The 13,205-nt window shown below is 34.3% G+C and carries 14 protein-coding genes; 3 read left to right on the top strand and 11 right to left on the bottom strand.

Annotation, left to right across the window (positions count from 1 at the left end):
• Window positions 1-62 precede the first annotated feature (62 nt).
• The 11 genes from ABUA31_RS04575 to ABUA31_RS04625 form a co-directional block, all read right to left on the bottom strand.
• Window positions 63-587, bottom strand: coding sequence for a hypothetical protein (locus ABUA31_RS04575; RefSeq protein WP_055224314.1), 525 nt, complete (start codon window positions 585-587; stop codon window positions 63-65).
• Window positions 588-979: 392 nt separating this feature from the next.
• A complete protein-coding gene (locus ABUA31_RS04580) occupies window positions 980-1,888 on the bottom strand; it encodes a sensor histidine kinase (protein WP_349818832.1) in 909 nt (302 codons plus the stop codon).
• Between the two features lie 3 nt (window positions 1,889-1,891).
• Window positions 1,892-2,737: a DUF2705 family protein gene (locus ABUA31_RS04585; protein ID WP_055147242.1), complete on the bottom strand. Its 846-nt coding sequence runs from the start codon at window positions 2,735-2,737 to the stop codon at window positions 1,892-1,894.
• Entirely contained in the window at window positions 2,730-3,683 is a 954-nt protein-coding gene (locus ABUA31_RS04590) for an ABC transporter ATP-binding protein (protein WP_349818833.1), read from the bottom strand. The genes ABUA31_RS04585 and ABUA31_RS04590 overlap by 8 nt, the downstream gene beginning before the upstream one ends.
• A gap of 51 nt (window positions 3,684-3,734) precedes the next feature.
• Window positions 3,735-4,418, bottom strand: coding sequence for a response regulator transcription factor (locus ABUA31_RS04595; RefSeq protein WP_349818834.1), 684 nt, complete (start codon window positions 4,416-4,418; stop codon window positions 3,735-3,737).
• A 484-nt stretch (window positions 4,419-4,902) separates the two neighbouring features.
• Window positions 4,903-5,856, bottom strand: coding sequence for a hypothetical protein (locus ABUA31_RS04600; RefSeq protein WP_173795977.1), 954 nt, complete (start codon window positions 5,854-5,856; stop codon window positions 4,903-4,905).
• Window positions 5,857-6,079: 223 nt separating this feature from the next.
• Window positions 6,080-6,871, bottom strand: a complete 792-nt coding sequence (locus tag ABUA31_RS04605) for a radical SAM protein (protein ID WP_173795978.1) — start codon at window positions 6,869-6,871, stop codon at window positions 6,080-6,082.
• Entirely contained in the window at window positions 6,868-8,118 is a 1,251-nt protein-coding gene (tcmP, locus tag ABUA31_RS04610) for a three-Cys-motif partner protein TcmP (RefSeq protein ID WP_173795979.1), read from the bottom strand. The genes ABUA31_RS04605 and tcmP overlap by 4 nt, the downstream gene beginning before the upstream one ends.
• A gap of 180 nt (window positions 8,119-8,298) precedes the next feature.
• On the bottom strand, window positions 8,299-10,788 hold the full coding sequence (locus ABUA31_RS04615; RefSeq protein ID WP_173795980.1) for a DEAD/DEAH box helicase family protein: 2,490 nt from the start codon (window positions 10,786-10,788) through the stop codon (window positions 8,299-8,301).
• A gap of 16 nt (window positions 10,789-10,804) precedes the next feature.
• Window positions 10,805-11,104, bottom strand: coding sequence for a type II toxin-antitoxin system RelE/ParE family toxin (locus ABUA31_RS04620; protein ID WP_173795981.1), 300 nt, complete (start codon window positions 11,102-11,104; stop codon window positions 10,805-10,807).
• A 3-nt stretch (window positions 11,105-11,107) separates the two neighbouring features.
• Window positions 11,108-11,356 (bottom strand): type II toxin-antitoxin system prevent-host-death family antitoxin, encoded by a 249-nt coding sequence (locus ABUA31_RS04625; protein WP_173795982.1) that lies wholly within the window; start codon window positions 11,354-11,356, stop codon window positions 11,108-11,110.
• 475 nt (window positions 11,357-11,831) lie between these two features.
• On the opposite strand from ABUA31_RS04625, the gene ABUA31_RS04630 reads away from it, so the two are divergent.
• From ABUA31_RS04630 to tnpB, 3 genes are all read left to right on the top strand, one after another.
• Complete coding sequence (locus tag ABUA31_RS04630; RefSeq protein WP_349818835.1) at window positions 11,832-12,335, top strand: IS3 family transposase; 504 nt, start codon at window positions 11,832-11,834, stop codon at window positions 12,333-12,335.
• A 96-nt stretch (window positions 12,336-12,431) separates the two neighbouring features.
• Window positions 12,432-12,788 carry an IS66 family insertion sequence element accessory protein TnpA gene (gene tnpA / locus ABUA31_RS04635; protein ID WP_173795984.1) on the top strand — a complete coding sequence of 119 codons (357 nt, stop codon included), beginning with the start codon at window positions 12,432-12,434 and terminating at the stop codon, window positions 12,786-12,788.
• Complete coding sequence (gene tnpB, locus ABUA31_RS04640) at window positions 12,778-13,137, top strand: IS66 family insertion sequence element accessory protein TnpB (RefSeq protein WP_173795985.1); 360 nt, start codon at window positions 12,778-12,780, stop codon at window positions 13,135-13,137. The genes tnpA and tnpB overlap by 11 nt, the downstream gene beginning before the upstream one ends.
• Window positions 13,138-13,205 lie beyond the last annotated feature (68 nt).

A 13,205-nucleotide genomic window follows, 5' to 3' on the forward strand; every position in this document is an offset into this window, starting at 1 on the left:
GCCTATGCTTATTCTTTTATAGTTTTCTGTATCCATTCAATTCTACATAACTAAACTTTGAACTACTTATCCATCAGTTTTCTTTCGAATACAAGTACATCTTCACAAGCAGTAGAATTTTCCACTAATCCCAACACCTTTAATGCATTTTTGCCTAGCTCATTTGAATAAACAGTATGTAACTTCCACCCCTCTCTAGCACGCTTGTTTATCAATTCAGTCATTCTCTTTGCATCAACACACCCATGATCTTCATTTAATATTGTTTCAACTGCATATTCATATAAGCCTATTAATGAACGTGCATACTCTTGTTTCTCCATTTCATCTTCTTGCATTCGCTTTCTTTCAATGATTATTTCTTCAGCTGTCCTATGCGACTTTTCAATATCTGTTGCAACTTCATCAATATATTCTTTTGCATTATGGGAAAATTTAGAAACATTTATGGGGTCTCTAAAGAATAGCAAATCATCCTCATTTCCATTTCTTAATCCTTGTAATCTAGTAAAACAATTGTTGCAAATACTCATTCCTGCAATTATTCTATCTTCTTTTTTTGCATTGCATATCTCACATACCCTCATTATTTTCTTCCTTCTTTACTACGAATTTTTCACTTTCTGTTTTTTCTATCAATTTATACTATACCAAAGGACATCAACAATGCTAATATCCCAATGAAAATCGAAATGATCTCATAAGCCGACATCGGCGCCACGTCTACACTCCGTTTCGGTCGGTGCTAAGCAGGTGCCACTGGCACCTAGCACCCCTTCCTATGTATTCCGGTTGTCCGATATCATAAAACTCGGGAGGCCACCTCTACGCTCCGCTCCGGTCGGCGCTAAACAATCGTCCCCCCGGACACTTAACGCCCTGTCATGGGTACTTTCCTTAGATAGTATCCCAACATAAGAGCTAATGCTTCTGCAAGGATAAATAAAAATTATTGATTATCCCTCTACGTCGCAAAATACTATTTAGCATCGGTTACAATCGGAAAGTTCATTTCAACAATAAACTCGTTTTCCTCTATCTTTGCTTCAATCTCTCCATCCATCCGACTAACCAACTCCTTTGCAATAGATAGTCCCAATCCAGTAGATGTTTTACTTCTGGCAACATCTGCTTTATAAAATCGCTCAAATACCTGATCTATATTAATCTGTTCTGGATGTGTAACCTGATTGCTGATTCTAAGCACCGCCTGATTTTGATCACGTTCCAACACAATGCTAATCTTCTTTTCTCCATGATCCAACCCATTTTTTATCACATTCTGGATAACACGGCGGAGTCCCTGCCTGTTTCCATGTATATACAACTGTTCTTCCGTAATCTGAATATCCGGCTGAATTTCCATTCTTACCCATTCATCATAGTATGAAAAAACTGTTTCTTTCAAAATCCGGTTCATACAGCACAATGTCAATTCCAAACTGTAAGATTCGTTTTTTAACTTTGTAAACATAAAAAGTTCTTCCAACATTTCATTCAGACTATGAATTCTTTCGTGGATAATGCTTAAATAACGTTTCTGATCCTCTATATTTTCACATTCTTCCATTAGCTGGAAATATCCGTCCAAAGATGTCAGTGGTGTGCGGATATCATGAGAAAGATTTGTATAAGTGTCCGCAATCAGAGCTTCTTTCTCCTGATAATGCTGCTTCTCTTTTCTTCGCAGTTCCAGAAGCTCATTCAACTTGTCAGAAAGCTTTCCTATTCCACCCACATCAAATTCATGGTTAATCAACATGTTACTGTCATGTTTCATCATAAACGCCAATTGGCGGCAGATGTCTTTCACCTGCCGCTGGTATTTCCACATAATAATAAATTGTAAGATAATAATTCCTGCTAATATCCCAATTACGATATACATCCGTTAAATATCCCTCTTTTGAAAAACAACGCTGCTTACTGATATCATCATAACGATGAACACTATTGCCACACCAAATGCCGCCAAACACTCATTTCCACTCGGATTCATAGGAAGCAGTGATAATTTTCCTGTTATCGTATACTTATAAATCTGGAAATTCTGAATTCCTATTTTTTGAATGGCACTATTGATCACCCCATACACAATGGTCATTACATTCATGCTAAGACAGACAGCAATGACCATGCTGATTACATTATTTTTCAAAATAATTGCAATCGCCATACAAATCAGCACAAGTGCATAATGAAGAGCCAGTTCAGTCACAAAATAAGATAAAATTGCCTTTGTATTTCCCCATTCCAATTCCCCGAAAACAATACCATTCGCCGCTGCCTGAAATAAGAATGCACCTGCCATTGTCAGTACCGTAAAGACAGCCAAGGCAATTGCTCTGGAAAAAATCAGAGTTCCTCTATTTCTAACCTGACCTCCTATATTCTTAATATATCCGCTACTGATATCCGCTGTTGAAAACAGAACAGTAAAAATCACCAAAAGCAGTGCATACAATTTTCCTTGGGAATTGGCAAAAAAGATATCATATACCGTCACCTTTTCTCCCGGCTCCGTAGGCAGCGTTACCATCATTCCCACATTAATATTATCCACAGTAGGTTCAGTAACCTGCTCCTGTTTCATGACATCCTTTTCAGTCAAAAGCTCATAATCTGTCTTGCTTAAAGATGTTGTAATCAATAATATTGCTGCCAGTACGATCCAGATTACATACATACTTTTGGTTTTAAGCATCCGGTATAAATCCATTTTTATTATATTAAGCATGATCCGCACCTCCCGTCAGATTCAGAAAATAAGTTTCCAGTTCTTCACTGGTTATGGAAATCCCTTTTACCGGAATTCCTGCCTTTGCAAGTTCCATATTCAACGCTGCACTTTCATTCAATCGTTCAAAAATATGAATATGCTCTTTATCTGTTACCTGATAGTTGGTAAATCCCATAGAATCCAGCACCGGAATCGCCTGTTTCGGATGATCCAATGTCAACTCTATCCGTTCACTGCATCTTCTTATTAATTCTTCTCTTGTAATTTCCTGTAATAAACTTCCATTATGAATAATTCCATAATCAGTAGCAATCTTCGATAATTCCTCAAGAATATGACTGGAAATGCATATTGTCATATTCTTCTCTTTCTGAAGTCTCTGAATCGTATCCCGGATCTCTGCAATACCCTGTGGATCCAATCCATTGATTGGCTCATCAAGAACTAATAAATCTGGTTCTCCAACCAAAGCAAGACCAATTCCCAAACGCTGTTTCATTCCAAGCGAAAAATGTTTTGTTTTTTTCTTTCCCACATCCTCCAGACCGATAATTCTCAATATTTCTTCAATATAACTTTTTTTCTTTATTCCAAACAGCTTGCATTTGATATTCAAATTTTCATATGCAGTCATATTTTCATAAAGTCCCGGTGCCTCAATCAGACATCCTATCCGTGATCGAACTTTTTGCAAATCCTTTCCCTTGTATCCGAACATCTCGATTTCTCCACAAGTTGGCTTGGAAAGTCCACTGATCATCTTCAGACAAGTTGTCTTCCCAGCTCCATTCCGACCGATAAAACCATAAATAGCACCTTTTTTAATATGCATATTGACACTGTCCACAGCTTTATGGTGTCCATATTGCTTAGTCAAATTTCTTGTTTCCAATAACATTTCGCTCAAGTTTTTCATCTCCTTTTTCTTATCTGCATTTATCATAAAGGAATAATCCTAATCAAACGCAAATAAATAGTAAAAAAAGAGTAAAGATTATAGATGAAGACGATAACCGATTCCCCAGACTGTTTCAATATATTCCTCAGATGTAACTGTTTTTATCTTTTTACGAATATTGCTTATATGTACATCCAGAGTTTTTGTTTCACCCATATATGGTTCGTCCCACGCATATTCAAAAATGTCCTCTTTACTGAAAACCTGCTTCGGATTTCTGAGCAGTAATTCTAAAATCGCAAACTCCTGTCTTGTTATCTTAGAAAGTATTTTTCCACCAATGCTGACCTGAAAAGTAGCTTTGTTCAATACCATCTCTCTGAACGAAAGGTTAGATTCTTTTATTTCCTTTTCTTCTGTATGACGAAGCTGTACCTGAATTCTTGCCAGTACCTCTCTGATTTCAAAAGGTTTCGTTATATAATCATCAGCCCCACTAGTTAAAACCTTTACCTTTTCATCCAAGCTATCTTTCGCAGTCAAAACAATAACCGGAAGATTTCCCTTTTTCCGTATTTCCTCCAGAACTGCTTCTCCTGTAATTCCCGGCAACATCAAATCCAGCAACACCAGTGCATAGCTATGCTCCTGCATATTCAAAAGCAGCTTTGCCTCAGTTCCGGAAAACGCCTGCTCACAGGAATAGCCTGCTTTTGATAATGCTTCCTGAAGCAGATTATTGATATTTGTATCATCTTCTACAATCAGTATTTTCTGCATGATAGTTCTCTCCTCTATTTTACACTGTGAAAACATTATTTTCTTGCATTATACGCTTTTCCCTTTTTTCCCGCAATTACTCCCCACAGATCCCCGGAATTCTCCAGTACATAACATACTTTTTGTTCCAGCTGAACTTATAATTTTCAGTATTCCTGTACTTCCAAGATGCATATATCACTTTTTCCTTACCATTATGCCTTTATTTCTCCGTCAGTGCTTTCGCAACCCTTATCCCGCCCACAAATAGAGCCAAACCAGAGCCATTTGATAAAACAAATGCCGGAAACCCGCATAAATACAGGCTTTCGGCATTTTAGTCCGTTATTCAAACTCTTTTTCGGGTTCGATTTTTCATGTTAATCTGATGTTATCATGTATCAAAATCGTATCATTTTGATACGTTTTTATTTTTTGTTAATGTGGTTTCAAAGCTGCTGTACCCAAATTGTACCCATTTACATAAAAACAAATATATATATATTTATATATTGCTCAATAATGTTGATATCCATATAAGAAGCACATAGAAACCTATAAATGCCAACAAAACACTTACAACTTTTATCCGTTGTTTCCAATTCATTTTAGACCATAAATCAACTATTTCTCCCACAAAATTTTTTGCTTCTTTTATATCCGACCGAATCATTTCTTCATTTTTTTCATATTGTTTGTCAACTCCTTCAAGATATTTCTCTACTTCATCTTTTTTCTCTTCTTTCAATTTTTTGTACATACTTTTATAATTACTTATTGCGCTCTCCGCAAAAGCAATTTGCCCAATTGCGAAAATCATTATATCATATATGTTTCCTACGTCATCAGATGACATATCCATCATGGAAGTAATATATATAACTAATAAAATCAAAAATTGCACTATTGATGCAATTGATTTCACCCTATAAAATTTCACTTCATCAATAACACATTCTGTTAATGGAATGTATATAAACAAAGATATAATTACAAACCCTATGATTAGGGTCTCTGGCAGATTAAACTTTAACGCCTGTGCAATAATATCTATTTCTTGACACAATGTTGAAATCAAAAATACTATTACAAATAAAATTACTATAATTTTTATCCAATTATATTGGTACCTCTTTCTCTTGCTTATTAAATAATAATAACTCAATAATACTTCGCTATAATTATCTTGTCCAGTTCCCCAGTTTAACAATATAATCAAAATTACCGTACTTACCACTACACTTAAAATTCTAGCAAAATCTGCGCCATTATTCCCTATGCAATTATATAGCAAAAATGCCTCTAATATATACAATATCAATGCTAGACCAAGAACAAGCAAAACAAGCAAGATTATCCCAACAATAATTCTATATCCAAATCGCTTTTTTCTTGTTGCATATAGCCATTGCAAACATTTTTCAACAATGTAACTTATTATATACTTAATATCATCCATCTCTATGTAAATTTCTCAGCTGTATGCTTTTCTCCACTTCATAAATTTTATTATTTCCATGCGTATTATCGACGTAAATAATCTTTCATTATCTTTATTTACCAAACAATCACAATATATCTGCTCCTTGGTACATAATGCCAACTTATACAGATTTTATCTCCTATTTCAATAAATCAAAACATCTCGCTTTCAATTTATGCATTTATCTATAGCAAAAAATTTATATATCTGGTGTAATTGTTTTTTCTTTAATATAAGAATCTATTTTATTTTTTTCACAAAAATCAATCACTTGCTTTGCCTTTTCATTATAAAAGTGTTTATGCTGCGGATATCCTAGTGAAACCTCTTTACAATAATTCGTTCTACCAAAAATAATTTTATCAGTAAATGACACAGCTTCTAAAAGTTCATTTATATCCTGATCAATCAAATTAGGTGTAGGATATGGCTCCATACTTATCCATGTCTTACACCCAGAATCATGCAACGCTTTTAAAGCATCTATTCTTTGCTGATAAGGCGCTGCATACGGCTCCATTTTTTCCCGATATTTTTCATCTAAAGAAATTAATGTAATGCCATACTCATTATCCATTGAATAATTCTTTTTGTATCCCAATTCAAGCGGAAGTATTCCCTTCGTCAAAACTGTGCATTTTATCCCATTTAAATTTAGAAGTCGAATCGCATCTTTACTCATTTTAGCAATTTCATCAAACTCATACATAAAAGGATCTGTGGTAAAACACAGTTGAACTGATTCTATTCTATTTCGAAGCTTTGGTATTTCACTTTGAAGAAGTTGTAATGTATTAGATACCAAATATGGTTGCAGCCATTGTTCATAAGTATGTATTTGTCCAAATCTTTTTTTTTGCAAGAAAGCATAACATGGAAATTTACATCCGTGAGCACATCCCAAAACATGATTCATTGTATAATCGCCGTATTCAACACCTGTTTCATAGAGCATTGACTTTCGCTGAATATAACCAGCCACTCGCTTCATGGTTGCAACCTCCTAATTATTACATTGTGATTCCCCTTTTCGTCCATAAATTTTAATGGCTTGTTTGTCTTCTCCGAAAATTGAGGTTGTCTCACAATCTGTATATATCCATCTTTTTCTAATTCTTTAAGAGCATCATTAACCATGCTAATGTAACCTATCAATCCATATTTTACATAAAATTCTGCAGTTAGCCTACTCAAATGCACTCCCGTGTTATAATTTAATAAGTGCTCTTTCATTTTGCCTTTAACATCCTGAATAGTGATTTGTTTTCCTGAGCTATCAGTGCTTACATCTGACATCAGATCAAAAATTGACATCTGACCTTCGCCTTGTATATTTAAAACTAACTCATCTGTACGATTTAACATATTCTGTGCCATCAATAAGCAACCTTCTTCATGGTTACATACATGTATCATTCGATATTTAGGATGATTTGTTTTCTTAATCTGTATTGGCATATCTAGAACATATGAATATCTCTTTCGTAATTGTTTTTTATAACCTGCGGATAGTAATTCTTCTGCCTGATATCCATCAAATTTCCCCATATTAAAATCCCTAACTATCTCCTGCCAATAAGTTCCATCCGCAATCTTATTAAGTAAATTGATAGATTTTTGATCTGCTTCCACTTGTATAGGTGAGTACTCAACCAAATCCTCAAGATCTGTTAATGCACGATCTTTTGTATAATCAACTTTTAATGCACGGCAGGCCTCTCTAAAAAAGCCAAAGGAATTAAAATTTATTAGCATTTCAAATGATGCAAATTCAAAAGTTGAAAATATATCAAACAATTCAGAGTCTAATGCCTGAATGCCATATGGATCAATGTACAAAAATACATTAACATTTTTCTTGGTTTTAAGGATTTCAATAATTTTTTCCTCATATTTACCCGAAAAAATAGCAGGCTTCCAATAGCAACTAGAATAACTAGACAAATTTAATTCAAGATCTGATGCGTAATTTAAATCAATAAAACACATATCAATCTGAGCATTTTCTGATCTTGTCTGCGCAATACAATCCTTGCGTATATCAAGTGCAATAATCGGAGAACCTGGTTTTCCATCATCAAATCTACCTTTCCCAGAAAAGCAATCCACATAAAAAATTGGACGTTTTGTCATCAAAACTTTTTGAAAATATGGTTTTAAATATGCGCCCAATAATGTATCTTTAATCTCCGACCAATCTTTTTTCTCTTTAAAAAAATCTCTATTATCCTTCGACATTAAATATCTCCCAACCTTTGATAAAGTCTTCAGAACTAAACATATCATCAATACATCGCAAGTAATAATTAATCTCTTTTGTTTAGGGCATAAAACCTTATCTAGAAAGCATTTTATTATATCGTAACAACTTTCACCTTTAAAGCCCTTATCCTGTCTTCATTAATTAATATACGTTTATTACCTACTTTTTACAGAAAAAATTGTTGTATATTCTTCAATTATAACTTCTCTGTTTAGTTTATAGGTGCGTATCAAATTATTGATTTTTTCCATGTTTTTAAAATTATTTTTCTGACACATTGCCACAGCAAAACCTCTTACATTTTTTTTAAATTTTTCTAATAATTCAGGAGTCATAATCCTAATTTCTGAAGTTGGAGAACATTCAAAACTAAATATCCTACTATTATGAATCATCACAGGAATACATTTTACTTGTTCATCTTGATACAAATTCTGAAACCACGCATAGGATCCATTCAACTGATTACAATCATGTTTACTAATTGTATCCGTTGTCGTTTCGTTTTTACACTCTATAACCAAATAATTGCCAGAACCTAAAATAATAAAATCATCTGGTCCTTTTCCCACTTCTCTTTCTGGTTGTCTTGCTCCATATCCAATTATCGAAAATACATCTTTTATTGCATTTTCAAATTTCTTTGACGTCCCTTCTAAGAACTTTAGGTCATCCATAATAGCATCCATATATAATATAAATTTATTTTCATCAAAATTTAACGCATTAATTCTATCAATAATATTCCTTGACTGTTCTGGTAAATTTCCCGATACTTTCAAAAACTGAATTCCCTCAATAGGATTCAAAACATCCATATTATCTTTTTTAGCAGATTTCAGTATTTGTTGTGCTTCACTTTGATCTATAAAATTTGTATATTCTGCTAAAATTTGTTTATAGTATCCTTTTACTCTAGCATTTTTTTCTTCGTTGACTAAGCAATTAATACTTTCTGCCGCTTTTACATAATCACCATACATTCCATAGTCAAATGCTTTCCTTGTCATTTTTGCCATGTTACTAATATTAACTGAATAAACATACTCTACACTAGCTGTAGCATTCTTACATATCTCAATCCAACTAGAATCTCTATGAAGAATATAATCTCCTATACCCATAATCTCATCTATTGATTGTCCTTCAATTTGCTCACACATTTTCTCAGATAATTTAAATTGTGCTCTCGTCGCACTGCTAAAATAATTATATCCATCCTCAGCATACAAAACATTCGTCAGCTGATTCCCTAATAAATAGATTAAGCAATAATCATTACTCGACCGTACTCCTCTTCCCATTCCCTGTTCAATTCTTTGTATTTGCTCACGTTGAATTCTTTCACTTTTTCTAACAACTTCATGTTCATACTTATCATTCATATTGCTTATATTCGGGAGTCCATCTATAACTAAAATTCTACAAGAATTATCGGGAAGATCAATCCCGTCATATCTATTCACAATTACATATAAACCATGACTATTTTCTTTAATATGGCTAACACCTTCAGAAATATTTCCAGACGATAAAACTACACCCCCATTACTCTCCCAATATTTTGACATTGCAAACGAAGGAACAAGTACAACAACATTATATTCCTTAGCTTTTTCAATAAGTGCATTTCTCATTTCCATTTCAGTTAACTCTTTATTAATTAACTTAGGTACAACTATTAATCGCTCTCCAATGTCATTCGCTTTTTCAGGGGTAATAACTCTCATATCTTCCTTAAAATCTACTCCCATTACTGTTGCAAATGGGCTATCATCTGGCAATGTAGCACTCATATAAATTCTTCGCTTTGCATCGTCAAAACTTTTAATTTTGTGTATAGGTGTACAATTAGGTACAATACTAATACCTTTAGCAGAAATATAACAATGAGATAATTTTATTGAATCTTTCACAAGATTCAACTTAAATTTGATAAAATTCTTTTCTCTATTTTCACATAACAATTGATACATTTCATGACTCTTCTCTTGCCAACTCCAAAATGGTACTAACATATTATCATAAATGTTTCTATCTTCTACAATTTCAGCAAAGCGCCCCTCGGCTTGTACATTCATCACATCATAAAATAATGCAATAATTTGCTCATATAATGAATCTGTCCTAGGAACTATTATAGAAAATTGTTCTTGAATATTTCCAATACATGCATGCATATCATCAATAATGACACTTCCAATGTTGTAATTATTTTCTTCTCTAAGTCCAAACACACTCTTTCCATTAACCAATTTTTGAATAGTTGTCACTAAAATCGCTCTTTTACGCGAATAATCCAAATCCGTTTCTGAATCAATAACCTTAATTCCTAATTCTTTTGCTTGACTAATTACCTGTTCAACCAAATACTTATCAGGAACAACATACATAGCCGGGCCTATACCTTCATTCAAACAACTTTGTAAAATCATTAAAGCCACAACGGTCTTTCCACTTCCCGTATTCATTTTTATAATTGTATCTCTATTATTTCTCTGCTCAAACCATTGCTTCCAAACTTCGCCTTGCACATCTCTTGGATACTGATATTTTTCCGTTTTATTTGTTAATCTCATGAAGATATCTCTTGGATTAATCTGTTTTTGAAATGTATTTAATCCCAACTGTGTAAAATCTATCATATTTTTACCCTCCACTTTATCCAAACACCTTCGTAATATCTTGATACCGATTTACCACCCGGTAAATCTCCACTGCTTCTTTAACAACCTTATACAGCACAACATAATCTTTCCACACCACATACTTATAATCCGTCTTAAAACTCACACGCTTAGACAAGTCTACACCAATGTAAGGAAACTGCTGTATATTCTCAAACTGTCTGTAAATCTCCTGTATTGTTTCCAATGCTTTATCTGTATTATCCTCAGCAATATAATTCTTAATAGATTTCAAGTCCTTTGCCACTAACGGATTAATCCGTAACTTCATCATGTTCTATTCTCCCACCCTTGTCCTTAGTTCATCCAATGACAACCAACCTTTTCCATCCTTGACAGTCGCCTCTGCCTCTTGCAACTTTTCTAAAAGTTTCTTTTCAGCTTTGTCACGCTCATAATCTTCTATATCCATCACCACAAATCTGCCCCTGCCATTTTTAGTAAGGAAAACAGGCTCCCCCACTTGGCAGTTCTTCAACACTTCATTGTAATTTCTCAAATCAGATACCGGTAATATATTTGGCATAGTTACCATCCTTTCCAAATCAATACTATATTTCATCTTTTATTATAGCCCAAAATGCTGTAAAAATCAACGAAGGTTTTTACAGCATTTCCTTTATTTGCAGTGTCTGATTAAGAGCATGCGGACAAAAAGTTGGACTGTGTAATGCCTGATATGTTATGAGGTACACACAAGAACAAATATCGACAGCACTTGTATTGTTAAAAGCCACAGGATCACCTGATAAAGTAATTCAGACCTTATGTTATCCATCTTCACCGATGCTTTATCATTGGCGCAAAAAGTATCCTGAATACTACGATGTTCCAAATCAAAAGCATTGGAGACAAGCTCCAACTGAATTGAAACATGACGTAATTAAACGTTGCTTTATTAAAGGCGAGCCTGTAAAATTAGTGGCAGAAGAAATCGGATACACCCCTCCTTGATATATAAATGGATTAGGAAGTATCGGGAGAAGGGATGTTTTCAACCCATGAAAAAAACTACTGCCCGCATTAATGTAAATCCAAACGATATTACCTCTGCTGAAGATATCAATGAGCTTAAAGCTCAGATGCTCGATATGCAGATGGAAATAGATATTCTTAAAGAAACAATCAATGTATTAAAAAAAGACCCCGGCATCGACCAGACAGCTCTCACAAATTGGGAGAAGGCAGTGATAATCGATGCCTTGAAAAATAAGTATTCACTGCCGGATTTTCTTAAAAAGCTTAACCTTGCAAAAAGCAGCTATTATTATCAAGAAAAAACCATTTATGCAGAAGATAAATACTCTGATCTTCGCAAAAGAATTATACAACTGTTTCATGAAAATCGAGATATATTTGGTTATCGAAGAATTCATATGCTGCTTCATCGTGAAGGTGTAAAAGTTTCTGAAAAAGTGGTTCGCCGTATTATGAAGCAGGAAAAACTAATTATCAGACGAAAACGCAGACAGAAATATAACTTCTATAAAGTAAACGCTCCATAGCCAGTACCCTACCGTATTCTTAAAAAATTTGAGATAATCTTCCTAAAAAGTTGGAAAATCCGTGCGGATTTTCCAACTACGTTAAGGAGGTTGTCTATGGATACACGATTAGTTGCAAGAGAAAAACAATTAGAAAGCTGGGCTTTGATTATCCAAGAATGCAAGAATAGCGGTTTGAAGACCAAGGACTGGTTGGATCAGAATAACATTTCAAAAGACCAGTATTATTATTGGCTGAGGCTTGTACGAGAAAATGCTTATATCAAAAGCAAAAATGAGGCTGCTCAAATAAATCAAGTAGTGAGGATCGAGTGCGAAGATGTTGATACCTCGCAAGATATTTCTACAGATATGATCACTATAAATCATGGACAATTAAATATAAGCATACCGGTGACAGCAGACGTGAACATAATACGGACAATTATGGAGGTGGCTGTACGTGCTAAATAAAGCCACCTGTTTTAATAACATTTACATAGTATGCGGCAGAACTGATCTGAGATATGGCATAGACAGTCTTGCCGGAGTTCTCCGATCACTAGGCATCGAGAATCCGGCAGCGGCCAATACGCTGTATTTATTCTGTGGGAGAAGATCAGACAGGATCAAAGGATTAGTCTGGGAAGGTGATGGTTTTCTTCTGCTTTACAAGAAACTTGTAAATGGTTTGTTCCAGTGGCCGCGGAATGCAAGTGAAGTAAAGAGCTTGACTGCAAAACAGTTCAGGTGGCTGATGGAGGGCTTGACAATAGAGCCGAGAAAGTCGGTTAAAGAAGTATCATTTGAGTACATGAGCTGATAACTTTTGTGCATAACAAAGAAAAATATATGATATTTCACGTAAAAAAGCACCTACTCCCTGCATAG

Source organism: Coprococcus sp. RTP31081st1_H1_RTP31081_211007, from assembly GCF_040227275.1.
GTDB classification, from domain to species: domain Bacteria; phylum Bacillota; class Clostridia; order Lachnospirales; family Lachnospiraceae; genus Coprococcus; species Coprococcus aceti.

Coding starts and splice junctions, on each gene's coding strand:
- ABUA31_RS04575 (WP_055224314.1), bottom strand. CDS start 587: ATGAGGGTATGTGAGATATGCAATGCAAAAAAAGAAGATAGAATAATT.
- tcmP (WP_173795979.1), bottom strand. CDS start 8,118: ATGTCGAAGGATAATAGAGATTTTTTTAAAGAGAAAAAAGATTGGTCG.
- ABUA31_RS04600 (WP_173795977.1), bottom strand. CDS start 5,856: ATGGATGATATTAAGTATATAATAAGTTACATTGTTGAAAAATGTTTG.
- ABUA31_RS04590 (WP_349818833.1), bottom strand. CDS start 3,683: ATGATAAATGCAGATAAGAAAAAGGAGATGAAAAACTTGAGCGAAATG.
- ABUA31_RS04625 (WP_173795982.1), bottom strand. CDS start 11,356: ATGCCAAATATATTACCGGTATCTGATTTGAGAAATTACAATGAAGTG.
- ABUA31_RS04615 (WP_173795980.1), bottom strand. CDS start 10,788: ATGATAGATTTTACACAGTTGGGATTAAATACATTTCAAAAACAGATT.
- tnpA (WP_173795984.1), top strand. CDS start 12,432: ATGGATACACGATTAGTTGCAAGAGAAAAACAATTAGAAAGCTGGGCT.
- ABUA31_RS04580 (WP_349818832.1), bottom strand. CDS start 1,888: ATGTATATCGTAATTGGGATATTAGCAGGAATTATTATCTTACAATTT.
- ABUA31_RS04595 (WP_349818834.1), bottom strand. CDS start 4,418: ATGCAGAAAATACTGATTGTAGAAGATGATACAAATATCAATAATCTG.
- ABUA31_RS04605 (WP_173795978.1), bottom strand. CDS start 6,871: ATGAAGCGAGTGGCTGGTTATATTCAGCGAAAGTCAATGCTCTATGAA.
- ABUA31_RS04585 (WP_055147242.1), bottom strand. CDS start 2,737: ATGCTTAATATAATAAAAATGGATTTATACCGGATGCTTAAAACCAAA.
- ABUA31_RS04630 (WP_349818835.1), top strand. CDS start 11,832: ATGAAAAAAACTACTGCCCGCATTAATGTAAATCCAAACGATATTACC.
- ABUA31_RS04620 (WP_173795981.1), bottom strand. CDS start 11,104: ATGATGAAGTTACGGATTAATCCGTTAGTGGCAAAGGACTTGAAATCT.